The sequence below is a fragment of the Gordonia liuliyuniae genome (genome assembly GCF_021738805.1).
Lineage (GTDB): Bacteria > Actinomycetota > Actinomycetes > Mycobacteriales > Mycobacteriaceae > Gordonia > Gordonia liuliyuniae.
On sequence record NZ_JAKKOR010000001.1, the window covers coordinates 551,362 to 577,605 of the forward strand.

At 67.0% G+C, this 26,244-nt stretch carries 24 protein-coding genes; 11 read left to right on the forward strand and 13 right to left on the reverse strand.

The genetic code is table 11. From position 1 onward, the window contains the following. Positions 1-182: 182 nt before the first annotated feature. Both L5G33_RS02525 and L5G33_RS02530 read left to right on the forward strand, forming a co-directional pair. On the forward strand, positions 183-881 hold the full coding sequence (locus L5G33_RS02525; protein ID WP_236996555.1) for an ATP-binding cassette domain-containing protein: 699 nt from the start codon (positions 183-185) through the stop codon (positions 879-881). Continuing rightward, positions 881-2,890, forward strand: a complete 2,010-nt coding sequence (locus L5G33_RS02530; protein ID WP_236996557.1) for a YhgE/Pip domain-containing protein — start codon at positions 881-883, stop codon at positions 2,888-2,890. The genes L5G33_RS02525 and L5G33_RS02530 overlap by 1 nt, the downstream gene beginning before the upstream one ends. Before the next feature lie 51 nt (positions 2,891-2,941). Here the strand turns inward: L5G33_RS02530 and rnhA are convergent, their stop codons facing one another. From rnhA to L5G33_RS02580, 10 genes are all read right to left on the reverse strand, one after another. Then, entirely contained in the window at positions 2,942-3,391 is a 450-nt protein-coding gene (gene rnhA, locus L5G33_RS02535; RefSeq protein WP_236996558.1) for a ribonuclease HI, read from the reverse strand. 22 nt (positions 3,392-3,413) lie between these two features. Beyond that, entirely contained in the window at positions 3,414-3,752 is a 339-nt protein-coding gene (locus tag L5G33_RS02540) for a YidH family protein (protein WP_236996560.1), read from the reverse strand. After that, positions 3,749-4,276: a DUF1697 domain-containing protein gene (locus L5G33_RS02545; protein WP_236996561.1), complete on the reverse strand. Its 528-nt coding sequence runs from the start codon at positions 4,274-4,276 to the stop codon at positions 3,749-3,751. Before L5G33_RS02545 ends, L5G33_RS02540 begins: the two co-directional genes overlap by 4 nt. A gap of 89 nt (positions 4,277-4,365) precedes the next feature. Beyond that, positions 4,366-4,764 carry a type II toxin-antitoxin system VapC family toxin gene (locus tag L5G33_RS02550; RefSeq protein WP_236996562.1) on the reverse strand — a complete coding sequence of 133 codons (399 nt, stop codon included), beginning with the start codon at positions 4,762-4,764 and terminating at the stop codon, positions 4,366-4,368. Further along, positions 4,761-4,994: a type II toxin-antitoxin system Phd/YefM family antitoxin gene (locus tag L5G33_RS02555; protein WP_236996563.1), complete on the reverse strand. Its 234-nt coding sequence runs from the start codon at positions 4,992-4,994 to the stop codon at positions 4,761-4,763. Before L5G33_RS02555 ends, L5G33_RS02550 begins: the two co-directional genes overlap by 4 nt. A 100-nt stretch (positions 4,995-5,094) precedes the next feature. After that, the gene (locus L5G33_RS02560) at positions 5,095-7,014 is read right to left on the reverse strand and encodes an ABC transporter ATP-binding protein (RefSeq protein WP_236996564.1); all 1,920 of its coding nucleotides are present in this window, start codon (positions 7,012-7,014) and stop codon (positions 5,095-5,097) included. Next, complete coding sequence (locus L5G33_RS02565; RefSeq protein WP_236996565.1) at positions 7,011-8,744, reverse strand: ABC transporter ATP-binding protein; 1,734 nt, start codon at positions 8,742-8,744, stop codon at positions 7,011-7,013. The genes L5G33_RS02560 and L5G33_RS02565 overlap by 4 nt, the downstream gene beginning before the upstream one ends. Positions 8,745-8,797: 53 nt before the next feature. Next, complete coding sequence (locus tag L5G33_RS02570; protein WP_236996566.1) at positions 8,798-9,589, reverse strand: family 1 encapsulin nanocompartment shell protein; 792 nt, start codon at positions 9,587-9,589, stop codon at positions 8,798-8,800. Continuing rightward, positions 9,586-10,632 (reverse strand): Dyp-type peroxidase, encoded by a 1,047-nt coding sequence (locus L5G33_RS02575; RefSeq protein ID WP_236996567.1) that lies wholly within the window; start codon positions 10,630-10,632, stop codon positions 9,586-9,588. The genes L5G33_RS02570 and L5G33_RS02575 overlap by 4 nt, the downstream gene beginning before the upstream one ends. A gap of 101 nt (positions 10,633-10,733) precedes the next feature. Beyond that, a complete protein-coding gene (locus tag L5G33_RS02580) occupies positions 10,734-11,693 on the reverse strand; it encodes an alpha/beta hydrolase (protein WP_236996568.1) in 960 nt (319 codons plus the stop codon). A 335-nt stretch (positions 11,694-12,028) separates the two neighbouring features. On the opposite strand from L5G33_RS02580, the gene L5G33_RS02585 reads away from it, so the two are divergent. Further along, complete coding sequence (locus L5G33_RS02585) at positions 12,029-13,693, forward strand: FAD-binding dehydrogenase (protein ID WP_236996569.1); 1,665 nt, start codon at positions 12,029-12,031, stop codon at positions 13,691-13,693. A gap of 76 nt (positions 13,694-13,769) precedes the next feature. Here L5G33_RS02585 and L5G33_RS02590 read toward each other — a convergent pair whose 3' ends face one another. The 3 genes from L5G33_RS02590 to L5G33_RS02600 form a co-directional block, all read right to left on the reverse strand. Beyond that, positions 13,770-14,675 carry a hypothetical protein gene (locus tag L5G33_RS02590; protein ID WP_236996570.1) on the reverse strand — a complete coding sequence of 302 codons (906 nt, stop codon included), beginning with the start codon at positions 14,673-14,675 and terminating at the stop codon, positions 13,770-13,772. A 127-nt stretch (positions 14,676-14,802) separates the two neighbouring features. Then, the gene (gene pgfA, locus L5G33_RS02595) at positions 14,803-16,329 is read right to left on the reverse strand and encodes a cell envelope lipid trafficking protein PgfA (RefSeq protein ID WP_236996571.1); all 1,527 of its coding nucleotides are present in this window, start codon (positions 16,327-16,329) and stop codon (positions 14,803-14,805) included. A gap of 45 nt (positions 16,330-16,374) precedes the next feature. Then, on the reverse strand, positions 16,375-17,739 hold the full coding sequence (locus L5G33_RS02600) for an ABC1 kinase family protein (protein WP_236996572.1): 1,365 nt from the start codon (positions 17,737-17,739) through the stop codon (positions 16,375-16,377). 172 nt (positions 17,740-17,911) lie between these two features. Here L5G33_RS02600 and nadB point away from each other — a divergent pair, with 172 nt between their 5' ends. The 8 genes from nadB (at position 17,912) to L5G33_RS02640 (ending at position 26,176) form a co-directional block, all read left to right on the forward strand. Next, a complete protein-coding gene (gene nadB / locus L5G33_RS02605) occupies positions 17,912-19,534 on the forward strand; it encodes an L-aspartate oxidase (RefSeq protein ID WP_236996648.1) in 1,623 nt (540 codons plus the stop codon). Positions 19,535-19,592: 58 nt separating this feature from the next. Next, entirely contained in the window at positions 19,593-20,945 is a 1,353-nt protein-coding gene (locus L5G33_RS02610) for a hypothetical protein (RefSeq protein ID WP_236996573.1), read from the forward strand. 36 nt (positions 20,946-20,981) lie between these two features. Further along, on the forward strand, positions 20,982-22,055 hold the full coding sequence (locus L5G33_RS02615) for a TIGR03857 family LLM class F420-dependent oxidoreductase (protein ID WP_236996574.1): 1,074 nt from the start codon (positions 20,982-20,984) through the stop codon (positions 22,053-22,055). Further along, positions 22,052-23,074 carry a phosphotransferase family protein gene (locus L5G33_RS02620; protein ID WP_236996575.1) on the forward strand — a complete coding sequence of 341 codons (1,023 nt, stop codon included), beginning with the start codon at positions 22,052-22,054 and terminating at the stop codon, positions 23,072-23,074. The genes L5G33_RS02615 and L5G33_RS02620 overlap by 4 nt, the downstream gene beginning before the upstream one ends. A gap of 69 nt (positions 23,075-23,143) precedes the next feature. Next, positions 23,144-23,482: a metal-sensitive transcriptional regulator gene (locus L5G33_RS02625; RefSeq protein WP_236996576.1), complete on the forward strand. Its 339-nt coding sequence runs from the start codon at positions 23,144-23,146 to the stop codon at positions 23,480-23,482. Positions 23,483-23,526: 44 nt separating this feature from the next. Then, on the forward strand, positions 23,527-23,733 hold the full coding sequence (locus tag L5G33_RS02630; RefSeq protein WP_236996577.1) for a heavy-metal-associated domain-containing protein: 207 nt from the start codon (positions 23,527-23,529) through the stop codon (positions 23,731-23,733). Next, positions 23,730-23,909 (forward strand): hypothetical protein, encoded by a 180-nt coding sequence (locus L5G33_RS02635; RefSeq protein WP_236996578.1) that lies wholly within the window; start codon positions 23,730-23,732, stop codon positions 23,907-23,909. The genes L5G33_RS02630 and L5G33_RS02635 overlap by 4 nt, the downstream gene beginning before the upstream one ends. Then, positions 23,906-26,176, forward strand: coding sequence for a heavy metal translocating P-type ATPase (locus L5G33_RS02640; protein WP_236996579.1), 2,271 nt, complete (start codon positions 23,906-23,908; stop codon positions 26,174-26,176). Before L5G33_RS02635 ends, L5G33_RS02640 begins: the two co-directional genes overlap by 4 nt. Positions 26,177-26,244: the final 68 nt, after the last annotated feature.

The window sequence follows — 26,244 nt, forward strand, 5'->3', positions numbered from 1 at the left end:
CTGTCCGAATGTCAACGGATTCACCGTGTTCCGCGAACAAATCGTACGCGGGCACGTGACGTGCGACTCAAGTGTGTCGGTGCCCTGGTGACAGCCGACACGCGGCAAGCGTGACCGTTCGTCCGGGCACCACGGCAGCTCGTGTGTTCGTGCCCGGCTGACGTCGGCATTAAGGTCGGTTCATGACTAGCGCGCCGTTGACCGCAGCCGTTGTCGCCCAGGGCCTCACGAAGCGCGGCCCGTCGGGCCCGGTGTACGGCCCCGTCGACCTCGATGTGCCCGCAGGCGGGCTGACCGTCCTGAACGGGCCGTCGGGTTCGGGCCGAACCTGTTTGCTGTTGACGTTGGCCGGTCGAATGAAGGCCAAGTCCGGACAGCTGTCGGTGTTCGGTGCGACGTCGCCGAAGGCGATCTTCAAGCTCGCGGCGATCGGGGCCGTCGACGACCTCGACGCCGTCTACGACGCGGTGCGGGTGATAGACCTGGTCACCGAGAAGCTGCGGTGGGACTCGCCCTGGTACCGGCTCGTCGGCAAGCGTGCCCAGGCGGTCGAGGCGGTGTGCCGTCCCGTGTTCGGGCCGCTGCCGATGCCCGACCCGCGTGCCTACGTCGAAGACCTCCACGAACTCGACGTCGCCCTGCTGCGGATCGCGCTCGCGAACACGCGGCGCCCGCCGCTGCTCGTGGTCGGCGGAGTCGACCAGTTGAGCAGTGTCGCCGACCAACAGACCTTGCTGCAGCGTCTGGTGGATCTCGGTCGGGAGCAGACCGTCATCACGGCCACCAGCAATCCAGTCGACGCTGATCTGGGACATCGACGGCTGATCGACGTGCCGAATCTGACGCAGAACGATCTCGTCCATGACGAAGGGACCAACTGATGCTGGCGGGACTGTCGCTCGGCACCGAATTCAAGCGCTACGGCAAGGGGGCGATGCCGAGAATTGCACTCGCCACCATCGTCCTACTGCCGCTCCTGTACGGCGCGATGTACCTGTGGGTCTTTTGGAACCCGTTCGACGAGGTCAACAAGGTGTCGGTCGCCATCGTTAACGAGGACACGGGCGCGATGTCGCAGGGCAAGCCGCTCGATGCGGGCAGACAGGTGCAAGAGCAGCTACTGGCGTCCGATGAACTCGACCTGACGGCGACCGATCGGGACGACGCGGCGGACGGCCTCGCGCACGGCCGCTACTACTTCACGATTACCATCCCGAAGGACTTCAGCAGCGCGATCGCCTCGGCGGTCAGCGATGATCCGCACAAGGCGACGATCCAATTCCAGTACAACGACGCCAACAGCTACCTGGCCGGGATCATCGGGCAGAACGCCTCGGCGCAAGTCCTGGAGCGAATCAATGGGGCGATCGGCGAGCAGGCCGTCGACCAGATCCTCGTCGGACTCGTCTCCGCAGGTAAAGGACTGACGACGGCATCCGACGGCGCCAAGCAGCTCGCGGCTGGGATGGACACCGCGAACAGCGGCGCTCAACAGTTGTCGGACGGCGCCGACGAACTGGCGGTCAACATGGTGACCGCTAGGGACGGCTCCGCACAGCTCGCCAGCGGCGCCCAGCAACTCGCGTCCGGTGTCGACCAGGCGACCGCGCCATTGACCGCCGCCCTCGAAGACGTCGCGAAGTCGGGCCTCAAACCGACGCAGTACGCGGACGACGTCGCAGACCTGACCAAGCAGGCGTCGACCCTCCTCGACGGCATCGGTACGGTCGGCGCCGGACAGTCGCAGGCCGAACGGGCGTTGGGCGGGGTCGTCGCGCAACTGCGGAACAGCAGTGATCCGACGGCACGGTCGCTCGCGGCGTCGTTGCGTCCGGTGCAGAAGTTCCTGCGGACCGAGGGCGTCGACCCGGGCACCACGCAACGCGTGAAGGCGCTGTCGCAGCAGTCGAAGTCGTTGTCGGCGCAGCTCGGTGACAAGAACTCGGGTCTGCGGAGTCTCCTCGGGCAGTTGGAGAGCGGTGAACTGCCCGGCAAGGTCGGTGAGCTGGTCGACGGCGCCAACCAGCTCTCGGCCGGCGCGGGCCGACTCAACTCGGGCCTCGTGCAACTCACCGACGGCAGCCAGCGGTTGGCCTCGGGTGCAGAGGAACTCGCGGACGGCACCCCGAAACTGTTGGACGGCGCGAAACAGCTGTCGACGGGCCTCGCCGACGGCGTGAAACAGATCCCGGACTTCGGTGACTCGCAGCGGCAGGCGAAGACCGCCGCGAACCTGTCGCAGCCGGTCGAGCTGAGCTCGGTGACGCACAACGAAGCTCCGACGTTCGGTGCCGGCTTCGCCCCGTTCTTCATCCCGTTGGCACTGTTCATCGGCACGCTGATCATCTGGATGCTGATCAAACCGCTACAGGTCCGACCCGTGTTGGACGGGCTCAGCGGACTGCGCGCCGTGCTGTGGTCGTATTGGCCCGCGATACTCATCGGCGTGGCGCAGGTCGTCGTGATGTTCCTCGTCGCGCACTTCGCTGTCGGTCTCGATCCGGTTCATCCCCTCGGGGCAGCCGCCTTCATGCTTCTGATATCCGGGGCGTTCTTGGCGTTGATACAGATGTTCACCGCGGTGTTCGGAGTGGCGGTGGGCCGCGTCGTGTCGTTGGCGTTCCTGATGGTGCAGATCGTCGCCTCGGGCGGCATCTATCCGGTGGAGACGACGGCGAAACTCGCCCAAGTCGTGCACCCATACGATCCGATGAGTTATGCGGTGACAGGCCTGCGCCAGTTGATCTCCGGCGGTGTCGACCATCGACTGTGGACATCCGTGATCGTCCTCGCGGGCGTCCTGGTGGTCAGTATCGGGATCAGTTCGTGGGCGGCCCAGCGGAGCCGACAGCTCACGATGGATCAGCTCTATCCGCCCGTCGAAGTGTGACGTCGGCGTGTGACGTCGGCGTGGCGCGCCGGCTTCACCGACGGCTCGGGCTCAGCTCTTCAGCGACCGTGCGGCGCTCGTCGCCAGGGAGTCGGCGATCTCGTTGTACTTGTCGCCGGCGTGGCCCTTCACCCAGCGCCACTCGACGGTATGCCCCTTCTCAGCCTCGATCAGCTCCTGCCAGAGGTCGGTGTTCTTGACCGGCTGCTTGCTCGAACTCTTCCAACCGTTGCGGACCCAGCCCGCGACCCATTTGGTGATGCCGTTTCGGACGTAGCTGGAGTCGGTGTAGAGGATCACCGTCGACGGCCTGGTGAGCGCGTTGAGCGCTTTGATCGCGGCCGTCAACTCCATGCGGTTGTTGGTGGTGTCGGGTTCGGCCCCCGACAGCTCCTTCTCGACGTCGCCGTACCGCAGTACCGCACCCCAGCCTCCGGGGCCCGGGTTGCCGAGGCAGGCGCCGTCGGTGGAGATCTCAACGGTCTTGGACGAGTCAGTCATGGGGATTGAGATTACCGGGACGTCAGCGGATGATCGCGAACGCTACCGCGAGCACGACGAGACCGCCGATCAGCACCCAGATCGCGAACGGTCCCGGCATTCGTCCGCCCTTCTCAAGGGCGTGTGTCGTTTGGTACCACCGCTGCCCGCCGACTGCCGCGGCCGCGATCCCCAACAGGATCAACCCGATGCCGAGTGTCGTCTGCACAGCGGGAGAAGCGAACTCGCCGATGACGTGCAGGACGGCGACGCCCGCGGCGATCAGACCGAGAGCGGTGCGGATCCACGCGAGCATCGTGCGTTCGGCGGCCAGGGTGAACCGCGCGTCGACGGCTCCCGGCGGAGGCTGCTGCTCGCTCACGCCCGGGCCCGTTCGACGAGGGCCGCGCTGGTCCGTAGATTGCGACCCGTCCCGGTGACGCCCAGGGCGCGCTCGATCACCTTCGCGGTCAGTTTCGTGGCGCCCGCGCCGTCCGGATAGTCGATGTGCAGATCGCGCCCGATGACGGCGAGCCGTTCGCCGTTGCCGAAATCGCGGGCGCAGAACTGTGCGGCCGCGTCGTCGAGCGGTGCGCCGGTGAGGAAATAGAGGTGGCCGTGCGGGACGTCGCCGAAAGGGTACTCGGCGAGTGCATCCGCGATCTCGTCTGGCGTCCTGCTGATCACCTCCCGAAAGTAGCCGAACTCGTCGGAGATCGCTTGCTCCAGGGCGCGGTCGAATTCGTCGGTGTCGCCCGGTGGGGTGCACAGCAGATTCCCCGACGCGATGTAGGTGGAGACGTCGGTCGCACCGAGCCGTGCTGCGATCTCGCGCAGCGCGGCCATCGGGAGCTTTGCCCCGCCGACGTTGACCGCTCGAACCAGGACAATGCGGGATGCGGGCACGCCAGACTCCTCAGCTTCTTCGACAGGTGGTGTCCTGAAGATTAGTGCGTCATGTGTTCGGCCGCAGTCGCGCGTGGCGGACGTTCCGGCTATCGGCGGGTGTCGATGGTCGGGGTCAGTGAGCCGGTATGGATCGTCTGATCGCTGGTCGCGATGGTGAGGCCTCGGCGTGTCGCCTGGGCGACGATCATCCGGTCGAACGGGTCTCGGTGGGCCCAGTTCAGCTGGCCTGCCGACGCCGCGTCCGCGGAGTCGATAGGCAGGTCGGTGGCCGCCATCGCGGTGAGAGTCTCCGGCCATGCAGACAGGAGCGGGGAAGCGTCGAGACGGCCCAACCGGGTCTTGATGGCGATCTCCCACGCCGAGACGGCCGACACGTAGAGACTGTTGGACGGGTCTTCGAGTGCCGTCAGCGCGGACGCTGCGATTCGTGACGGATCGGTGACGAGCCGCAGAAGCGCATTCGTGTCGAGGAGGATGCCGGTCACGACGTCGGCTCCCACGCGCCTAGTTCGCCGTCGGGGAGCGGGGCGTCGAAGTCGTCGGGAGCTTCCATTCGCGGAAACTGTCCGAACTGTCGAGGCATCGGCGCCACTGGTGAGACGACCGCGATCGGTCGTCCATGACTCGTGATCGTGATGGACTGACCGGTCTTCTCGACTTCCGCGAGCACCGCGTTGAGCCTGGCCTTCGCGTCGGTGCTGCTGATCGTCTTCATATCGACAGAGTATCGATCGGTCGGAGTTATGACTAGTCTGACTAGTCATAATTCCGGTCGTAGGCGTTCAAGGGCAGCGATTACCGGCTTTCCGAGTCAGTCAGACGTCGAGCGTCTCTGACGGCCCGGTGAACTGAGCGTTGTACAACCGGAAGTAGGCGCCCTTCGCCGCCAACAGCTCGTCGTGGTCACCCTGCTCGACGATGCGCCCGTCCTCCATCACGACGATGGTGTCGGCGTCGCGGATCGTGGACAACCGGTGGGCGATGACGAAGCTGGTGCGGTCGGCGCGCAGGTTGGCCATCGCCTTGCCGATGAGTAGTTCGGTGCGCGTGTCGACTGAACTCGTCGCCTCGTCGAGGATGAGGATCGTCGGCTTGGCGAGGAACGCTCTGGCGATGGTGATGAGCTGCCGCTCGCCTGCGCTGACGCCGCCGCCCTCGTCGTCGAGCACCGTGTCGTAGCCGTCGGGGAGGGTACGGACGAAGTGGTCGACGTGACTGGTCCGGGCCGCTTCGATCACCTCGTCGCGTGACGCGGTCGGGTCGCCGTAGGCGATGTTGTCGTAGATCGTTCCGCCGAACAGCCATGAGTCCTGCAACACCATGCCGGTACGTTCCCGCAGGTCGTCGCGGGTCATTGTCGACGCGTCGACACCGTCGACCCAGATCGCGCCCTCGTCGAGTTCGTAGAACCGCATGATGAGGTTGACCAGGGTCGTCTTGCCAGCCCCGGTGGGGCCCACGATGGCGATGGTGTCGCCCGACTCCGCGGTCAGGGACAGATGCTCGATCAACGGACGGTCTTCGACGTACCGGAACGAGACGTCGTCGAACACGATGCGACCCGCGTCCGACGCCGGCGTCTGCGCGTCGACGAGATCGGGATCCTCTTCCTCCTCATCGAGGACGGCGAAGATGCGTTCGGCCGACGCGACACCGCTCTGCATCAGGTTGAACATCGATCCGATCTGTGTGAGCGGCTGGGTGAACTGGCGGGAGTACTGGATGAACGCCTGCACCTCGCCGAGGCTCAACTGGCCGGACGCGACGCGGAGACCGCCGACGACGGCCACCGCGACATAGTTGAGGTTCCCGAGGAACATGATGGTCGGCATGATGATGCCGGAGATGAATTGGGCGCGCCACGACGACTCGTAGAGTTTCTCGTTACGGTCGTCGAACGCGGATTCGACGGCTTGGCCCTGGCCGAACGCCTTGACCAGTTCGTGTCCGGTGAACGCCTCTTCGATCTGCGCGTTCAACGCACCCGTCGACGACCACTGTCCGACGAAGTGCGGCTTGGACCGTTTCGCGATCAGGGCGGTCGCGAGCGCGGCGATCGGCACCGTCGCGATCGCGATCAACGACAGCAGCGGCGAGATCGAGAACATCATGATCAGAATCGCGATCACCATCAGCACCGAGTTCAGGAACTGGCTGATGGTCTGCTGTAACGACTGCGAAAGGTTGTCGAGGTCGTTGGTGACCCGGCTGAGGAGGTCTCCGCGAGCGGACGCGTCGTAGTACTTGAGCGGCAGGCGGTGGACCTTCTCCTCGATGCGGGCGCGAAGCCCGGTGATGGTGCCGATGACCACCTTGTTGAGGACGAACGCGCCCAGCCAGCCGAGGAGCGCCGCCGCGACGTACAGGCCGAGGACCAGTGCCAGGATGCGGCCGACGGCGTCGAAGTCGATGCCCTGCCCGGGGACGACGTCCATCGCCGACACCATGTCGGCGAACGTGCCGTGTCCGGATTCACGCAGACCCTCGACGGCCTGCTCCTTGCTGACCCCGGCCGGGAGCTGTGAGCCGATCACTCCGTCGAACAACTCGTTGGTGGCGTCGCCGAGGACCCGCGGGGTGTACGCGTTGAGCGCGACGGAACCGACGATCGCGAGCAGGATGACCGTCATCGCCGCCCGGTAGGCGCCCAGTTGGCGAACGAGTCGTTTCAGCGACGGACCGAACGAATGCGGCTTCTCCATCGAGGGTGCGCCGGGGGCGCCGGGCCTGCTCACTGTGCCGCTCCGATCGCGAGTTGGGACTCGGCTATCTCGGCATACGTCGCGCACGACTCCAGGAGTTCGTCGTGAGTGCCGAGACCGACGACGGCGCCCTGTTCGAGGACGATGATCTGGTCCGCGGAGGTGATGGTCGAGATGCGTTGGGCGACGACGATCATCGCTGCGTCGCGCGTCGCGGGAGCGAGAGCCGCCCGCAGTCTGGCGTCGGTCTGCAGGTCGAGCGCCGAGAACGAGTCGTCGAACACGTATACGGACGGTCGGCGCACCAGTGCTCGCGCGATCGCGAGTCGTTGCCGCTGGCCGCCGGACACGGTCGTGCCGCCCTGGGCGATCGCCGTGTCGAGACCGTCGGGCATGGCGCGCACGAAGTCGGCGGCCTGCGCGATCTCCAACGCCGACCACAGTTCGTCGTCGGTCGCGTCGGGCTTGCCGTGGCGGAGGTTGGTGGCGACGGTTCCCGAGAACAGATACGGCCGCTGCGGCACCAGGCCGATCCCGCGCCGCAACAGGTCGGGATCTTGGTCGCGGACGTCGACGCCGCCGATCCGCAATGCGCCGCCGGTCGTGTCGATGAGGCGCGGGATCAGGTTGACGAGGGTGGTCTTACCGGAGCCGGTGGAGCCGACGACAGCTGTCGTCGTCCCGGGCCTCGTGGCGAACGTGATGTCCGTCAGGACTGGGTCGTCGGCGCCGGGGTAACCGAACTCGACGGCGTCGAACTCGACGACAGCCGGATCGCCGGTCATCGCGACCGGCTCGTCGGGGGAGTGCACCGACGACTCGGTGTCGAGGACTTCGCAGATGCGTTCGGCGCAGACGCCTGCCCTGGGTGCCATGATCGCCAGGAACGACGCCATCATCACCGACATCATGATCTGCATGACGTAGCTGATCATCGCGGTGAGCGAACCGATCTCGACGGTGCCGTCGCCGACCGCGTGTCCGCCGAACCAGAGGACGGCGATCAGCGTCAGGTTGGTGATCAGCATGACGGCCGGGAACATCAACGCCATCATCCGTCCGACACGCAACGAGGAGTCGGCGAGGAGATTGTTCGCGACCCCGAACCGCTCGATCTCGTGGCGTTCCCGCACGAACGCGCGGACCACGCGGATGCCCGTGATCTGTTCGCGCATCACCCGGTTGACGCCGTCGATCCGCTCCTGCATGGACCGGAACGCGGGGATCATCCGCCCGATGATCAAGCCCATCGTCAGGCCGAGGACGGGGACGGCGACGGCGAGTAGCCACGAGATGGGCAGCGCCTCGTACATGCCCATCACGATGCCGCCGATGCCCATGATCGGGGCGGTCACCAGGATCGAGATCGACATGACGGCCAGCAACTGGACCTGCTGCACGTCGTTGGTCGTCCGGGTGATCAACGACGGTGCGCCGAACTGGCCGACTTCGCGCGCCGAGAATCCGTTGACGCGGTGCACCAGGCCGTGCCGGATATCGCGGCCGGCCCCGAGGGACGCCTGTGCGCCCGCGTACATGGCGATCACCGAACAGACGATCTGGGCGAGGGAGACGAGGAGCATCACGCCGCCGGTGCTCACGATGTAGCCGGTGTCGCCGGTCGCGACGCCGCGGTCGATGATGTCGGCGTTGAGGGTCGGCAGATACAGCATCGCCGCCGTCGCGACCAATTGGAGCGCGACGACGGCGACGATCAGACGTCGGTACTTCGTGAGATACGTGCGGAGCAGGCGGATGAGCACTCCGTCGACTCTATACGCCTGTCCGCCGATCGGACCAAGGGTTTTCGCGGTGCTCAGCGCAGCGCGACGGCGGCCTCCGGCGTGTAGGTCAGGTACGTGAACGATTCGGTGAAGTACAGGTTCACGACGTCCGCGTCGTGCGAGTCGTAGCCGATCGACACGTCCTGGCCGATGGTCAGTTCGAAGTCACCGCCGCGGGTGGACACCAGGTAAGCACCGTCGATCGCGGGCGCCCAGACGATCTCGCCGTCGGTGAGGATGCGGCGCAGGTGCTCGCGCACCGGGTAGCCGTGGTTCGACGTCTCGTTGACCTGTGCGTACAGCTCGGCCGACAGGGCGAGCGAATAGGGGCCGTCGACCGACGCCAGACGCAGTTTGTTCATGGCCTGGCTGATCGCGTCCGGGGACTCGCGGACGTCCTCGGGGAGTGCGATGTTCGCTGCCCCGGAGCCGAGCCCGGTGATCTGGGCGGCGGCGTACCCGCTGAAGATCGCGCGGTCCTCGGCGAGCGCGAGCTCACGCGCGGCTTTGACGACCGGGTCCCAGTCGGCGTCGGCCGCACCGCGCTCGACGTCGTCGATCGCTTCCCGCGTCACCGTGAACGGGACCTTGAGTTCCACCAGCGGCTGCGCGTTCCGCAGGTACGCCGAGATGCCGTCGGCCGGAGCGTCGATCTTCGTGCGGTGACCGACGGTCACCGAATCGGTGTCGAGCCCGAGCGGGCCCTTGACGTCCACGAGACGTCGACCGGCGACATTGCGTTTGAACGAGCGGCTCGCCTCCTCTTCGATCTCGGCCCATGCGGCGCTGGAGATCGGCGCTAGGTCGCGGTGCAGGTTGCTCATCGGATGTTCCCTTCTACGTTCTTCGGTCGTGTGGTGGCTACGCGGAGCGATCCGATGCCGAGCGATCCGGGAGACGGGTCGGGCTCGGCGGTCGATGGTTCGTCTTCGATGACGGGCGCGGGCGGCGGGTCTTCGAGGAACTCAAGGGTCGGTGCGAAGTATTGGTTGCCGGTGACGGCGGTAGTGAAGTCCAAGAGCCGGTCGTGATTGCCCTCCGGTTCGCCGATGAACATGTTGCGCAGCATCTGTTCGGTGACGTCGGGGGTCCTCGAATAGGCGATGAAGAGGGTGCCGCTCTCGCCGCCGCCCGCGACGTCGCCGTACGGCATGTTGTCGCGCACGATGTCGAGTTCGTTGCCGTCTTCGTCTTCGACCACATTCAAGGCGATGTGCGAGTTGGAGGGCTTCACATCGTCGTCGAACTCGATGTTCTCCAGTTTGGTACGGCCGATCGCGGCCTCCTGGTCGGGGACGCTGAGTGCGGTCCACGCGGCGAAGTCGGTGACGTACCGCTGAACCGCGACGTAGGTGCCGCCTGCGAACTCCGGGTCTTCGTCGCCGACGACGATCGCATCGACCGCGTCGTCGCCCGTCGGGTTCTCGGTCCCGTCGACGAAACCGATCAGGTCGCGCACGTCGAAGTACCGGAAGCCGTGCACCTCATCCACCACGGTGACCGCATCGCCTGCCGAGGCCGCCCACAGGCGACCGACCTCGAAAGCAAGATCCATGCGGTCGGACTTGATGTGCAACAGAAGATCGCCGGGGGTCGACGGCGCGGTGTGCACGTCGCCGGTCAACTCGATAAACGGATGCAACGAGGCGGGCTTCGGGCCGCTGAACAGACGGTCCCAGGCGTCTGAGCCGACTGCGATGATCGCCGACAGCGTGGCTTCGGGTGCTCGCGACGACACGGTCGTGACCAGGTCGCCCAGTCCGCTGATGCTCTCGCGCACCGCGTCCACGGCATCGTCGGCGATCGTCATGACGAGAAACATCGCCGATGGAGTCTTACGAGTCAGAATGTGCTGTCCGGTTCCCACGCTACTCAGCGTAGCGACAACACACGACAACGGCCGGTGACTCCTCGCGGAGCCACCGGCCGAAGCGGGTTCATGCTGGTCGAGCGGGTTGAGTCCCTTGCTCAGAAGAACGCCGGGCGGAACGTGGTGTTCCAGGACTGCTTGAAGCGAGCCTCCCAGTAGTCCCACCAGTGCGCGCCGTCGGGCGAGATGTTGGTGGTCAGCTTGACGCCCGGGACGGTCGCGAGGCGACCGATGTACAGCTGCGAACTGGTCGACGCGGCGACCTCGAGCGGCACCATCTGAGCGAACTTGGTCGGGTTGAACCGCGGGCTGCCCGGGGTCAGCGACGAGTCGTACTTGGAGCCGACGCCGCTGCCGGAGGACACGTAGACGCGCTTGCCTGCGAGGTTGCCTGCGGTCAGGAACGGGTCGTTGGCCGCCCACTGACCGGCCGGCCAGATGCCCCACATGTTGACCGGGTTGCCGCCCATCTCCATGACCGAAGCCTGGATGCCCTGGCCGAAGCCGGGCATGGTGACGGTCGGGTAACCGCTGTACGAGGCGACAGCCTTGTAGAAGCTCGGGTGGCGCGAGGCCAGGTTCAGCGCGGCGGTGCCGGACATCGACAGGCCGGCGATGCCGTTACGTCGGTTGTCGCTGTTGTGCTTGCGCTTCATGTATGCGGGGAGTTCCTTGGTCAGGAACGTCTCCCACTTGTTGAGGCCGAGCTTCGGGTCGCGACGCTCCCAGTTGGTGTAGAAGCTGCCAGCGCCGCCGAACGGGATGGCGACGTTGGTGCCCTTGTTCGCCATGTAGTTGTCGACGTTGGTCTCGATGAGCCAGCCGCTGTTGTGGGCCGGGGCGCGGAGACCGTCCAGGAGGTACAGGGTCGGCTTGGAGCCACCGCCCTTGCCTTCGATGATCTGCACGGGCACGTTGCGGTGCATGGCGTGCGAGTAGACCTGCTCGACGTTGCCTGCGGCCTGGGCCTGCGGTGCGACGGCGACGAGCGTCCCTGCTGCGGCGGCGGCGACCGCCAGGACACCGGCGGTCAAGCGCTTGCGGGCGCTGGAAAGCATGCGTTAGTCCTTCTGTTGATGGCCACGCACGCGCGGCCGCGAGTACAAATTGCCGGGCCTGACGGCCCTGACCCCCGTTCGGTGAGTGAGCGTAATCGAACTGTGACCGTCTGTCCAAAGCGGCGAGCGGGTCGAAACCGGGTTGTGACGTCCCCGCGCACGGGCGGTTTCGGGCACATCCCGTGATTCGTGCGTACGCAGCGAGCCGCGTGACGGGCGTGCGGCAGTTGGGCGGCAGCGGTATTCGTCGCCCGAGCAGCGGTCGAGTGCCCCGTGTGGCGGTAGAGTCGCCGATGTGATGTGCGCGATAGCGGGCGCGAAGAACAGGGGAGTACGTGAGCATTCGGGACAACGTCGACGCGGTGGTCGTCGGAGCTGGACTGGCGGGCCTGGTCGCCACCTACGAACTGACGAAGGCCGGTAAACGCGTCACCGTCGTCGACCAGGAGAACCGTGCAAATCTCGGTGGGCAGGCGTTCTGGTCGCTCGGCGGAATCTTTCTGGTCGACAGTCCCGAGCAGCGTCGACTCGGCATCAAGGATTCGCCCGAGCTGGCGCTCCAGGACTGGATGGGGTCAGCCGGGTTCGATCGCGAGGACGAGGATTACTGGCCGCGGCAGTGGGCGCGGGCGTACGTCGACTTCGCGTCGACCGTCAAACGCCAGTACCTGCACGACCTCGGGCTCCGGTTCACGCCGGTCGTCGGCTGGGCAGAGCGCGGCGGCGGCTTCGCCGACGGGCACGGCAACTCGGTCCCGCGCTTTCATCTCTCGTGGGGGACCGGCCCCGACGTGGTGCGGATCTTCCTGGAGCCGGTACTCGAAGCCGAGAAGCGTGGACTCGTCGACTTCGCGTTCCGACACCGCGTCGACGATCTGATCACCGAGGGCGGCGCTGCCGTCGGGGTGCGCGGCCGTGTGCTGGAGCGCAGCGACGCCGAACGCGGCGTCCCGTCGTCGCGTGTGGAGACCGACGACTTCGAGATCCGCGGCGACGCGGTGATCATCACCTCGGGCGGGATCGGCCACAACCACGACCTCATCCGGAAGAACTGGCCGGTCGACCGTCTCGGTCCGGCGCCGGAGTTCATGATCTCGGGCGTACCCGACTATGTGGACGGTCGGATGTTAGCGATCACCGAGTCGGCGGGCGGAAACATCGTCAACCGTGACCGCATGTGGCATTACGCCGAGGGCATTCAGAACTGGGATCCCGTCTGGTCCGACCACGCCATTCGCATCATCCCCGGCCCGTCGTCGTTGTGGCTCGACGCGAACGGCAACCGGCTCGCCGCGCCCAACTTCCCCGGTTTCGACACGAATTCGACGATGAAGGCGATCCTCGACACCGGCTACGACTATTCGTGGTTCGTATTGAGCCGCTCGATCATCGAGAAGGAGTTCGCCCTCTCGGGCTCCGAACAGAATCCGGACATCACCGAGAAGTCATTGAAGGTCGCAGCGAAGAGTCGTCTCGCGAAAGGGATGCCGGGTCCGGTCGAGGCGTTCACCGAGCACGGTGTGGACTTCGTCGTCCGTGACACTCTGCCCGAACTCGTCAATGGGATGAACGAGATCGGCCGAGGCGGGCACATCGATCTGCAGGAGCTCGAGCGCACCATCTCCTCGCGCGACGCGCAGATGGAGAACGGATACAGCAAGGACGCGCAGGTCATGGCCATTCACAATGCGCGGAACTACCTGGGCGACAAGGTAGTCCGCGTCGCCAAGCCGCATCGACTCCTCGACCCGGCGCACGGGCCGTTGATCGCCGTCCGCCTCAACATCCTCACGCGTAAGACGCTCGGCGGTCTCGAGACCAACCTCGACTCCCAGGTGATGCGTCCCGACGGCGCCGCGTTCGACGGCTTGTACGCTGCGGGCGAGGTCGCAGGCTTCGGCGGTGGCGGAGTCCACGGCTACAACGCCCTCGAAGGCACCTTCCTCGGCGGCTGCATCTTCTCCGGCCGCGCCGCCGGCCGGGCCGTCGCCCGCCGCTGACGGCTCTTCTGCCCCCGAATTCGCGTTGGGCGATTGAACGTTCAATCGTGCGACGCGAATTTCTGGGTAGGAGAGCTCAGATGAGGCCTAGTCTGAGCAGTCTCGGCTTGATGCGCGGTACGACGAGGCGTCGCTCCAAGTGGAGCCATTCGAGACGGACGATGTCGACGCCGAGATCCTCAAGGCGCGCCTGCCTGCGCTTCTCCCGTTTGAGGACGTCGATCGGAGTCTGTCCGTAGATGTTGTAGTCCTCATACTTGCCGTAGCCGTCGAACTCGGCGACGAGGACGCCGTCCCAGTCGAAGTCCGAGCGTGCGACGAAGCCGTTCGCGTCGTAGAACTCGTGCTGCAGACGCGGATGCGGCAGGCCGCCCTCGATCATCTGAGCGCGAGACCAGGACTCGGCGGGGTTCGCGGAGTCGGCGTCGGCCAGCGCCAGGGCTCGTCGAGCGACGGCGACACCGTGCATCGGGGCGTCGAGCATCCTCGTCATCGACTGACGTGACGCGCCCTGACTGAGAGCGCCGTCGAAGACGGTAAGGGCTCCCGCGAATCCCATCGGAGACGTACACGCGACCGACACCGCGGTCCTCTCCAGCGAGGTGACTGAAAGTCCGTCGACGACGATGGCCTCCTCCGGGACGAGGGGCACCGCCCGCAGGCGAAGCGATCGTCGACGGGCCCGCCGCGCGCTGACCACGTCGATCAGCGAGAGGTCCGGTGTGAGCAGCGGCAGGCGATGGATGACGGCAGCGCTCTGATGCGTGAAGGTCAGGCCGGGGTCGCGTTCGAGCGCGGCACGCACCCGCAGCAGATGGAGGTCGGCTGGTGGCCGCGGCACGGCCTCGGCGTAGGTGCCGGTGTCGATCCGGAGCAGATCACCGGCGTGCACCGCTCGCGCCAGTTGCGTCGACGTCCACCCGACACCGACCGCACGGTCTCGGTAGAGCACGCCGTACTCGTCGAACGGAAAGGTCCTCATACTCAGTTAGACGCACCGACGTCCTTCCCGGTTTCCTCGCCACGCCTGCTACCCAAAAATTCGCGTTGCGCGATTGAACGTTCAATCGCGCAACGCGAATTCTTGGGCAGGAGAGAGCCTTGGGCCCCTACTCCGGTCGCTGGTACCGGTCGTAGTCGGGCATCGGGCGGGTCGGATCGGAGATCGGGCGGAAGGAGCCTGTGTCCGTCTCGTCCGCGGGGCTCGGGGCCACGTGATTGTGGTCCGTCTGGCCCTGCTCGGGCTGGCTCCAGGCCGAGGGCGCCGTCTCGTCGACCGGCGGCTGCGACCAGTACGGGTCCTGTGCGGTGGGCTGCGCAGGCATCACCGTGGTGTCGTCGGTGGACGAGACGGCCGGGATGGCCGTCGTCGCCTCATGCGACCCCGAGTACGCATACGAGGCGTTCGGATCCGTCGGGTAGTCGCCATTGGGTCCGTTGTCGTCGGGCCCGTCACCATCGGGCCCATTACCGTCCGGCCCCCGCCCGTCGGTCTTTCCGTCGGTCGTGCGGCCACGCCACACGAGGATCGCCCAACCGATGAGCAGCAGTGCGCCGAGAACCCCCAGTCCGATCGGCACGTACTTCCCACCCCAGTTCAGGAGAGACAGGTAGTGCTTGGCGCGATCGGCCTGCTGTGCGACCGTCTCGTCTGACCATTTGAACGTCGCCTTCAGCGCGTCCATCTCGAAGTCGCGGACCGCTTCCGGCGATTCCTCGCTCTGATCGGGCGACTTGAAGTACTGGTGCTGGTCTTCGTAGCCGTAGATGATCGTGCCGGTGGTCGGCTCCACATACACGTGGCGCGTGGCCTTCGCGTACCGGTGCATCTCCACCGGGTCGCGGCTCTTCACGCCCTTACCCGAGATGCCCCACCAGCGGGCAGGCATGTTCAAGATCGTGCCGAGCGCGGCTTCGCCCGAAGCGTCGGGGAGATCGGACAGATCCTTCTCCGGGACATCGGCGACGAAGTGATAGGTGTCGACGCCGTCGATCCGGCGTTCCTCCACGAACTTCGCGACCGAGTCCTGGCGACTGTTCGAGTCGTAGTAGTAATAGTCTCGCTTACCAACGTCGAAGCCGAACTTGTACTGGAAACCCTTGCGGTCCTCCAACTTCACCGACGCCTCGTCGACGTTCCCGCCCTCGGGGACGGCCTCGAGTTGCAGCGAACTCACGTTGCCGTTCGGCACAGACGTCTTGCGATCCACCGACACCCGGTCGATCGTCGCGGTCAACAGCGCGTCGTCGCAGGGGAGCTCCCCGTCGGTCGCCATCGCGAGGTCGCGTTCCTGGCCGTCGGCGTCACGGACCCGGTCGATACGCACCGTCTGCGCCGACTGGAGAGTCGCCTGGTTCTCGTCGGACGGATCGACGATCACCGACCGACGCTGCTGCGTCAGGTGCGCGTCGAACACCGCGGCACGACGTTCGGAGACCGAGCACCGGTCGAAGATGCGGGCGGGGAACCGGTCGCCGGTCTCGCCCTCGGGCGCGACGGTCTCCGCGACCGACGTGATGTCGAGGTCGAGCGGGACGACCTTCAGCTTCGGTACGAGATACGTCGGCAGGGCGATCGCCGCCGCGATGCACGCGACGCCGAGGAATGCCATCAGTGCGAGTAGGACGCGCTTCACGTGGTTCGGCTCCTCGTAGAGGGTGCAGGGGCGGTGGTCGCGACGTCAGGCATTGCGGGCCCGCCGGTCGCGTTCGGCTTCCTTCAATATTCCGGCCATGTAGCCGTAGATCTCGCGGTCGCTGATGGCCTTCCACCGCGGTGCGAGGAGTTTCGTGTACTTCTCCACGTACAGCAGTTGCTTCCCGACGAGGACGAGCTCACGAGGCAGCCGTGCGTCGTGGGCCTTCGCGACGGCAGCCATCTGTCGGCCGAGATCGGTGTAGCTCATCGAACCAAGCTCTGTCGTCGACAACGGCGTCGTGACCTTCCGGATGTCCTCGGCGCCCTTCTCGGTGGAGCCCGGCTTGTGGACGGCTCCGAGGAGGAAGATCGCGCGGCCGGCGGAGTCATAGTCCTGTTTGACGATCAGGTCGACGACGAGCTGGCGCAGGATGCGGCGCGTCCGCGCGTCGAACCGACCGACAATCCCGAAGTCGAGCAGGACGAGTACGCCGTCATCGTCGACGAGGACGTTCCCGGCGTGCAGGTCGCCGTGGAAGAGTCCGCCGTGGAACGCCGAATCCAGCAGGGAGAGCAGGAGATTTCGGCAGAGGGCTTCGCCGTCGTGTCCGGCGGCGCGGACGGCGGCGACGTCGTCGATGCGGGTGGCGTAGATGCGTTCCATCGTCATCACGCGGCGAGTCGTCAATTCGTCGTAGACGTGGGGCACGCGCACCCGATCTCCGAACGGTCCCGGTTGGAGACACTCGAACCACTGACGCATGGTTGCGGCCTCGTTACGGAAGTCCAGTTCGGCGTCGAGGCCGTCGGCGAAGTCTTCGACGACGTGGCGCGCCGACAGCATGCGGCCGTACTCGGAGACTTCGGCCAATCCGGCGAGCCGCTCGAGAATCGCGACGTCCGGCGCCAGACGTTCGGCGATGTCGGGCCGCTGGATCTTGACCACGACTTCTTCGCCGCTGTGCAGGGTCGCTGTGTGTACCTGGGCGATCGACGCCGACGCGATCGGCGTCTCGTCGAACGTCGCGAAGATCTCGTCGGGCGAGCTCCCGAGGTCGTCGATGAAGATCTGCCGTAGCTGTGCGTAGTCGGCGGGGCGGACCTGGTCGAGCAGCGTTTCGAACTCGCCTGCCATCGTCGGACCGAACACGCCAGGACTCGACGCGATGAGCTGTCCGAGCTTCACATATGTGGGCCCGAGGTGCTCGAAGGTTCGTCTGACCTGGTGGGCGATGTCCCTGGTGTCGGGGGTGTGCCCGCGCAGCAGGCCTGTGATGCTGCCTGCGACGAACCGTCCGACACCGAAGGCGGCGTGCCCGGCGGTCGACGTGAAACGTCCCGCTTCGGCGATCGCTGAGACGGCGGGCAGCTGGCCCCGCACGGTCTCGACGTCTTCATTCATGGTCATCACCATTGTGGAGTGTAGTTGACTCGCACCGGGGCCCTGCTTCTTCCGAGGTGGGCGTGGCAGTCGTCTCCCGGCGCGGGCGTGGCAGGCGTTGCCGCGACGGGGTCGGCGGACTAGCGTCGACACCAGTTTTCGATCAACAGACGAAAAGCGGAGGGAAGGGCAGCGGATGATGGCAACCCAGCGGCGCGCCGACCTCGTCGTGATCGGTGCGGGGATCGCGGGGCTGACTGCCGCACTGTCGGCGGCCGAACGCGGGCTCGACGTCGTGGTCCTCAACAAAGGGTCGCGGTGGGATCCGGACGCGGCACGGTCGGCGACGCCGCACGCCGAGCACTCGACGTCGACGTTCTACGCGCAGGGCGGCATCGCGGTCGTCGACCCGTCGGTACCCGACGATTCGGTCGGGTTGCATCTGACCGACACGCTCGCCGCGGGGGCCGGGCTCGCCGACCCCGTCGCGACCGAGCCTATTCTCACCGACGGCTGGCCCGCGGTGGCTCAGCTCGTTCGTCGCGGAGCCGACTTCGACTCGGCTCGGGGGCGCTTCCTGCGCACCCGCGAAGGCGGCCACAGTGTCCGCCGGATCATCCACGCGGGCGGCGACGCGACCGGCGCCCGCGTTCAGGCTGCGCTCGGAGCGGCCGTCGGTCGCTCACCCGTCACCGTGATCGACGAGAGTTGGGCGTCGGACATCCTCACCGACGACGGCGAGGTGGTCGGCGTGGCCTATGTACACGACGGCGTACGGGGGGTGGCCTGGGCGCCCACGGTGCTGATCGCGACCGGCGGTGTCGGGCACGTCTACGCCGCGACCACCAACCCGGCGGGGGCGACCGGCGACGGTATCGCCCTCGCGCTCCGGGCGGGCGCAGTCGTCGCCGACCTCGAGTTCGTCCAGTTCCATCCGACGATGCTGTACGTTCCGGGCGCGCGTGGCCGCCGGACGCTGGTGAGCGAGGCGGTTCGCGGCGAGGGCGGCCGACTCGTCGACGCCGCGGGACGATCGGTGACCGCAGGCGTTCACCGGCTCGGCGATCTCGCGCCGCGCGACGTCGTCGCCCGGGCCGTCCGTGCTGCCATGGAGCGGACCGGAGCGGACAGCGTCTACTTGGACATCACGGACGTCGACGAGTTCGAGGGCCGGTTTCCGACCGTCACCGCAGGGGTCCGCGCTTCCGGGGTCGACGTCAGCGGCGGGCGGTTGCCGGTGGTGCCGGGCGCGCACTATCTGTGCGGAGGCATCGTGACCGACATCGACGGCCGAACCGGAGTCACGGGCTTGCTGGCCGCGGGGGAGACCGCTCGCACCGGACTGCACGGGGCCAACCGGCTCGCGTCCAACAGTCTCCTCGAAGGTCTCGTCATGGGCAGGCAGGCCGCAGCGCAGGCTGTGGAGCGGGCCGGACGATCGGTCGCCGAGGTGGAGGTGCCCGGTCTCGGCGTCGCGCAGGCGCTCGACCGGACAGTGCTGCAGGACGCGATGTCGGGACGGGTTGCGCTCGACCGTGACGCGCAGGGGTTGGCGGAGGTGGCCCGGCTGCTGGCCGACGCCCCCGAGCGTGCGCGACGTGACCTTCGGGCGAGCGAGGACGCGGCGCTTGCGCTCACCGCTAAGGCCATCGTCACGGCCGCGCAGGCGCGGCAGGAGTCGCGCGGGTGTCACGCGCGTACAGACTTCCCGGACAAGTCGGCGATAGGGGTGTCGCGGAGCTTCGCTCTCGTCGGCGACGAACTGGTGTCCGTCGCCGAGCGTCCGGTGTCGCAGGAGGCGGGCGTGTCGGCCAGGTCCTAGTCTTCACCTCGGTAAGCTCCGTAGACTGCATGGAGTCCATGACGTTAGGGGTGTGACCATGAGTGGTGGCCGGTGCTGGTCGTCGATCGTCGCCACCCCGAATGAGCGGTCTGCTCTCCGACTCGGAGTCGACGCGGAGTGGCTCGTCGGCTGTGTTCTACCCGAAGGTCATCCCGGCGCGCACGCTTCCGACGGCGCGCAAGAACACCACGGACGGCGACGCTGGCTGGTCTGGGGTGATTTCGCGCGCGGTGCGCAGATGCTCCGCGACGAGGAGCCCTGCCCGAACACCGAGCTCGACGGCACGCCGTGCCTCTACTACCTGGGACACAGTGGGGCGCACCGATACCCGGGTATTCCGGAGGGGCCGTCGAGCGACGGTTTCGCCTCGCCGATGGACCGTCGACCCGCGCCTCAAGCACCCCGCCCCGACCAGCGGGGTTTCCCGCCGACGCAGCCGTGGAACGCACTGACCCAGTTCGACATCGACCCGGACCCGCCGACCGATCAGTTCCCACCCCTGCCTGCGCCGCCCGGGTGGCCTGCCAGCGCGTCCCAGCAGACGTCCAGGGACTCCGTCGAGTACCAGCCAGCCGTCGAACAGCCCGTGCGGACCTCCGGTGTCGACGCGTCCACGCTGGACCAGCTGTTCGCCGACCTGCCATCGCTCGCCCCCGAGGATGCGCCGATCGTGTCGCCGGACTCCGGCGCGTGGGCCGCTCCCGACCTCGTGTACTCGCCTGACTCCGAGGTTCCGGAGGCCGTGGCTCTCGATCATGTCGCCCCGGATGATGCCGCAGCCCCGGACGCCCTGGCCCCTGATGATGCCGCCCCTGATGATGCCGCCCCCGACGATGTCGCCCCCGAGGTCGTCGACGGATTCGTGGCGTCGCACGACGCGCCCGATGCCCCGGAGGCGAGTGCGCCGTTGCCTGCCACGGGCCCCGCGCGTTTCGAACCGGCCGAGGCAGCCGACGGCGCCATACAGCATCAGCCGGTCAAAGTCGTTAACGAGTACGAGCCGTCCCTGGGCGAGGACACTCCCGGAGGCTCGACGACCGTCGTCTACCGCGACGACCCGGACGCGTCGATCATGGAAGTCCGACCTACGTCGAATGACGTGCTGACGACGTCGATCCTGCAGGTCATCGCATCGAACGACGACCCGGTGCGAATCGGCGTGCCGACTACGCTGCGGCCGATCTCCGGTCCCGCGCGAACTGCGGGGCCCGCGGGGCCCGCGCCTGAACAGCTGTCCGGCGCCGACGTGAAAGCGATGACCGATGCGGTGCGTGACGCTGCGGATCGGTTGCGCGCCAATCCCGGCGCCGACGACACGTACGCCATCAGTGAGGCGCTGCGCGATATGGCGTCGTCCCTCGGTCGCCTGGCCGACCGTTTCGGCAAATAGGGTGATCCGCAACCGTTGAGAACCTAGTCTGGACACATGTCCACGACGCTGTCCGAGATCGGCTATTACGCACTGTCGCGACATCCCGTCGCGCCTGCAGATCTCGTCGCCGAGGCGCGAGTCGCGGACGAGATCGGGCTCGGCGCGGCATTCGTGTCCGAGAGGTTCAACATCAAGGACGCGACGGTGCTGTCCGGGGCGCTTGCGGCCGCGACATCGCGGTTGGGGATCGGCGTCGCGGCGACCAACCACCACACGAGACACCCGATCGTCACTGCGACCGCAGGGGCGACGCTGGCCGAACTGAGTGCAGGCAGGTTTGCGTTGGGGCTGGGACGAGGAATCGGGGCCCAATGGCAGGTCCTGGGTCTTCCGACCGTGACCGGAGCGCAGATCGCGGATGCGGCACGCGTTCTGCGCCGCCTGTGGTCCGGCGAGATGATCGTCGGGCACGATGGGCCGATCGGCTCGTACCCGCTGTTGAATCTCGGTGTCACGGTGCGTATCCCGATCACGCTGGTGACGATGAGCCCCGCGACGCTGCGGCTGGCGGGCGAGATCGCGGACGGCGTCGTCCTACATACCTTCCTTTCCGACGATGCGACGCGCGCCGCCGTCGACACTGTCCGGGCGGCTGCCGACTGTGCGGGTCGCGACCCGGCATCGATCAGGATCTGGTCGGTGGTCGCCACGGTCGCTGACGCACTGGAGCCCGCCGACCGCCACAGGCGGCTCTACGGCCGTCTCGCCACCTACCTCCAGGGATACGGTGACGTACTGGCGCGGGCGAACGGTTGGCGCACCGCCGAACTCGACGCGGTGCGGGCGTCGGCGTCGTTCACCTCGGCGCGCGGACCGATCGACGCCACCGCCACCGACGACGAAATCGCCGCTCTGGCCGCCGAGATGCCCGCATCGTGGGTTGCGGATTGCGCTACCGGATCGGCGGCCGAATGCGCGCGGACGGTCGCCGACCAGTTCGCGCTCGGTGTCGACTCGGTGATCCTGCACGGTGCGACGCCGACCGAACTCGCGCCCGTCGTAGACGAGTACCGGCGGATTCGATCGAGACCCGTCGAGCTGCCGATCAACCCGGGGTGGATGCGGTGATCCCGACGAGTGCGGACGGATTGACCGCGGAGTATCTGACGGGGCTGCTCCGTCGTCACGGCCACCTCGCGACGGTGGCCGGCGTGACGGCCGAGCCGATCGGATCCGGCCAGATGGCCGGGTCGTATCGGCTCGTACTCGACTCCGATGGCGACGCACCTCGCACGATAGTCGCGAAGCTGGCCGTCGGCGACGAGTCGCAACGAGCCTTTGCCTCGGGGGCCTTCCGCAATGAGGTCCGCTTCTATGCCGAGATCGCCGGGACCCTCGACGTCCCCGTGCCGCGAGCGTACGGGTGGGACATCTCGGAGTCGGGGGCTGAGTTCGTGCTGCTGTTAGAGGACCTCGCGCCTGCCGAGCAAGGCGATCAGATCGCCGGGTGCACGCCGGGACAAGCGGAGGCTGTCGCCGTCGCCGCAGCCGGACTGCATGCTCCACGCTGGTGCGACGAGACCTGGTTCGACGTCGACGGATTCGGCCCGGTGACACATGACGACCGACTCCTGCTCGAGTCCGTGCTAGAGCCGATGGCTGACGCGCTTCGGGGCCGTCTCGCTCTCAGCGACGAGGAGGAAGCGGCCGTCGGCTGGCTCGTCGCCGAGGCGGGCGATTGGATCGAGCGACCGCCGAGCAGGTTTGCTTTGACGCACGGCGATCTGCGCGTCGACAACGTGATGTTCGCGCCGGACGGTCGGGTTACGATCGTCGACTGGCAGACCATTACGCCTGGACATCCGTTGCGGGACATAGCGTTTCTGGTGTCGACCAGCCTGTCCGTCGACGATCGCAGACGGCACGAGTGCAGTATCGTCGCCGCCTATCATCGCGCGCTGTCCGAACGGGGAGTCGTGGACTACTCGCTGGACGAATGCTGGACCGACTACCTCGGTTCCCTGATGCAGGCGCCGCTCATCGTTGTGTTCGGCGCCGGTGCGGCACAGCCGACCGAACGCGGCGATCGCATGTTCCACACGATGCTTCACCGGAGTTCTGCAGCCATCGCCGACCATACCCCCTAGGGGTAGACAAATCCTCTCAATGGGAGTATCCCTGGATACCAGCAGGGGGTATTAGAGAGGATGGTGAGCATGCCCGAGGACCACACCGTGGACACCGGTTGCCACGACGACGGCGCGAACCACGGTCACCACGGATACATCGGAAATCAGACTGGGTATCTTCGGCGACTCAAACTCATTGAAGGTCAGGCGCGCGGACTGCAACGCATGGTGGAAGAAGAGGCCTACTGCATCGACATCCTCACGCAGGTGTCGGCGATGACGAAGGCTCTGGAAGCCGTCAGTCTCGGCCTCCTCTCCGACCACATGAGCCACTGCGTCGTCGCCGCTGCACGTGAAGGCGACGAGGCAGCCGACGAGAAGATCGCCGAAGCCATGAAGGCGATCACCCGACTCGTCAAGTCGTGACGGCTTCGCCGGCCCAGGCAGGAACCAATAGAAGGAGAACAATCATGAGCGAGACCACAACCATCACCGTCGACGGCATGACGTGCGGACATTGCGCCGCGTCGGTGCGAGAAGAGATCAGCGAGATCACGGGCGTGACGAACGTTGATGTCGACGTCGCCAGCGGTCGTGTCGACATCACGAGCGACGCCGCGCTCGATGCCACCGCCGTGGGTGCGGCGGTGGCTGAAGCTGGCTACACGGTCCGATGACCGCGCTGTCGCGTCCCGGTGTGCGAATCGCCGCGTTCGTAGCCGGGCTCGGGGCAGTGTTCGGGCTGGCGTTCGGGATCGGCCGCGGCGTCGGCCCGTGGGACACCGATCCCACGCCCGGACACGCGCCCACGATGAACCACGGTGCGGCGCAGAATGAAGGGATGCACCGATGACGCAGTCTGTGGCCGCCGATCGTGACGTCGATCTGGAACTGATCGGCATGACGTGCGCGTCGTGCGCCAACCGGATCGAACGCAAACTCAACAAGCTCGACGGGGTGAGCGCCACCGTCAACTATGCGACCGAGCAGGCGCACGTCGAATATGAACCGTCGGTGACACCGGACGATCTGATCGAGGCCGTGCGGGCCGCCGGATACGACGCGACGCGAGTCGCGCCCGTCGGCGCCGACAGCGTTGACTCCGACAGCGGTGATCGGGCGCCGACACGCGCCGAGCTCGAGGTCGCCGCCCTGCGTCAGCGACTCATCGTCTCGGCGATCCTCGCCGTCCCGGTCATCCTGTTGGCGATGGTTCCGGCCTGGCAGTTCACCAACTGGCAATGGTTGTCGCTGACGTTGGCTGCGCCTGTCGTCGTGTGGGGCGCCCTGCCGTTCCACCGCGCGGCGTTCGCCGGATTGCGGCATGGCACCACGACGATGGACACGTTGATCTCGGTGGGGACGATCGCCGCGTTCGGGTGGTCGGTCTACGCCCTGTTCTGGGGCGACGCCGGGGTGCCCGGCATGCGCCACGGATTCGACCTGATCGCGTCGCGAGGCGACGGCGCGTCGAACATCTATCTGGAGGCTGCCGCGGGCGTCACCACGTTCCTGCTGGCGGGACGGTATTTCGAGAAGCGGTCCAAACTCCGTGCGGGGGATGCTCTGCGCGCGTTGGCCGAGGTCGGCGCAAAGGACGTGACCCTCGTCCGGGACGGTCGCGAACAGACAGTGCCGATCGCGCAGCTCCAGGTCGGGATGCGGTTCGTCGTCCGACCCGGCGAGAAGGTCGCGACCGATGGCGTCGTCGTCTCGGGCGCGTCGGCGATCGACCAGTCGATGATGACGGGCGAATCAGTTCCGGTCGAGGTCTCGACAGGCGACTCGGTGGTCGGCGGAACCGTCAACGCGCAGGGACGAATCGAGGTCGACGCGACCGCGGTCGGCTCCGACACCGCGCTGGCAGGCATGGCGAAGATGGTCTCCGATGCGCAGGCCGGTAAGGCCGAGGTCCAACGTCTGGCGGATCGGGTGTCCGCGTACTTCGTCCCGACAGTCATCGCGATCGCGGCCGGGGTGCTCGGCTTCTGGCTCGGTGTCGGCGGGGGCGCGGCGCTGGCGTTCACCGCGGCCGTCTCGGTCCTGGTCATCGCGTGCCCGTGTGCGCTCGGGTTGGCGACGCCGACCGCGCTCATGGTCGGGACCGGTCGTGGCGCGCAGCTCGGCATCCTGTTGAAGGGGCCCGAAGTGTTGGAGTCGACCCGCCGGGTCGACACAGTGGTCCTGGACAAGACGGGCACCGTGACGACCGGCGAGATGGCCGTCACCGACGTGTTCGTTGCGGATGGTGTCGACGTCGACCGACTGCTGGCACGCGCCGCCGCCGTCGAATCGGGGTCGGAGCACCCGATCGGACGGGCGGTGGTCCGTCGCGCAGACGGCCTCGATCTGCCGGACTCATCGGAGTTCACCAACCTCGCCGGGGCGGGCGTCAGCGCGACGGTCGACGGAGTCCGGGTTTCCGTGACGAGGCCGAGTGACGCGCCGGGGGAGTTGCCTGCCGGTCTGCGAACGGCGATCGACGAGGCGTCGGCACAGGGTGCGACTCCCGTGGTCGTCAGTGTGCGTGACGAGGTCGCCGGGGTGATCGTCGTGGCCGACACGGTGAAGCCGACGTCGGCCGCCGCGATCGCCGAACTCAGGCGGATGGGTCTGCGACCGGTCCTGCTGACCGGCGACAACGAAGGAGCGGCACGCCACGTCGCCGCGCAGGTCGGGATCGTCGACGACGCTGGAGGCGCCGCTGTCATCGCGAACGTGCGGCCGGAGGGCAAGGTCGACGCGATCGCGCGACTGCAGGCCGACGGCCGGGTGGTCGCGATGGTCGGTGACGGGGTCAACGACGCAGCGGCCCTCGCTTCCGCGGACCTCGGCCTGGCGATGGGGACCGGTACGGACGTCGCGATTGAGGCGAGTGACCTGACGCTGGTCAGTGGCGATCTGTGGGCGGTGGTCGATGCGATCGCGTTGGCGCGCAAGACGCTCGGCACCATCAAGGGCAACCTGTTCTGGGCGTTCGCCTACAACGTCGCGGCCCTGCCACTGGCGGCTGCTGCGCTCCTGAACCCGATGATGGCGGGTCTCGCGATGGCTCTGTCGTCGGTGTTCGTCGTCGCGAACAGTTTGCGGCTGCGCGGCTTCCGGTCACGTCGGGCCTGAGCGTCCGCAAGTTCCCCGCTCAGCGCCGGCATCGCTCCCTGAACGCATGGCGGTCGTGAGCGGGGAAC

Coding starts and splice junctions, on each gene's coding strand:
- L5G33_RS02625 (WP_236996576.1), top strand. CDS start 23,144: ATGCCCGAGGACCACACCGTGGACACCGGTTGCCACGACGACGGCGCG.
- L5G33_RS02590 (WP_236996570.1), bottom strand. CDS start 14,675: ATGAGGACCTTTCCGTTCGACGAGTACGGCGTGCTCTACCGAGACCGT.
- nadB (WP_236996648.1), top strand. CDS start 17,912: ATGGCAACCCAGCGGCGCGCCGACCTCGTCGTGATCGGTGCGGGGATC.
- L5G33_RS02530 (WP_236996557.1), top strand. CDS start 881: ATGCTGGCGGGACTGTCGCTCGGCACCGAATTCAAGCGCTACGGCAAG.
- rnhA (WP_236996558.1), bottom strand. CDS start 3,391: ATGACTGACTCGTCCAAGACCGTTGAGATCTCCACCGACGGCGCCTGC.
- L5G33_RS02615 (WP_236996574.1), top strand. CDS start 20,982: ATGTCCACGACGCTGTCCGAGATCGGCTATTACGCACTGTCGCGACAT.
- L5G33_RS02640 (WP_236996579.1), top strand. CDS start 23,906: ATGACGCAGTCTGTGGCCGCCGATCGTGACGTCGATCTGGAACTGATC.
- L5G33_RS02600 (WP_236996572.1), bottom strand. CDS start 17,739: ATGACCATGAATGAAGACGTCGAGACCGTGCGGGGCCAGCTGCCCGCC.
- L5G33_RS02525 (WP_236996555.1), top strand. CDS start 183: ATGACTAGCGCGCCGTTGACCGCAGCCGTTGTCGCCCAGGGCCTCACG.
- L5G33_RS02580 (WP_236996568.1), bottom strand. CDS start 11,693: ATGCTTTCCAGCGCCCGCAAGCGCTTGACCGCCGGTGTCCTGGCGGTC.
- L5G33_RS02570 (WP_236996566.1), bottom strand. CDS start 9,589: ATGAGCAACCTGCACCGCGACCTAGCGCCGATCTCCAGCGCCGCATGG.
- L5G33_RS02630 (WP_236996577.1), top strand. CDS start 23,527: ATGAGCGAGACCACAACCATCACCGTCGACGGCATGACGTGCGGACAT.
- L5G33_RS02610 (WP_236996573.1), top strand. CDS start 19,593: ATGAGTGGTGGCCGGTGCTGGTCGTCGATCGTCGCCACCCCGAATGAG.
- L5G33_RS02635 (WP_236996578.1), top strand. CDS start 23,730: ATGACCGCGCTGTCGCGTCCCGGTGTGCGAATCGCCGCGTTCGTAGCC.
- L5G33_RS02555 (WP_236996563.1), bottom strand. CDS start 4,994: ATGAAGACGATCAGCAGCACCGACGCGAAGGCCAGGCTCAACGCGGTG.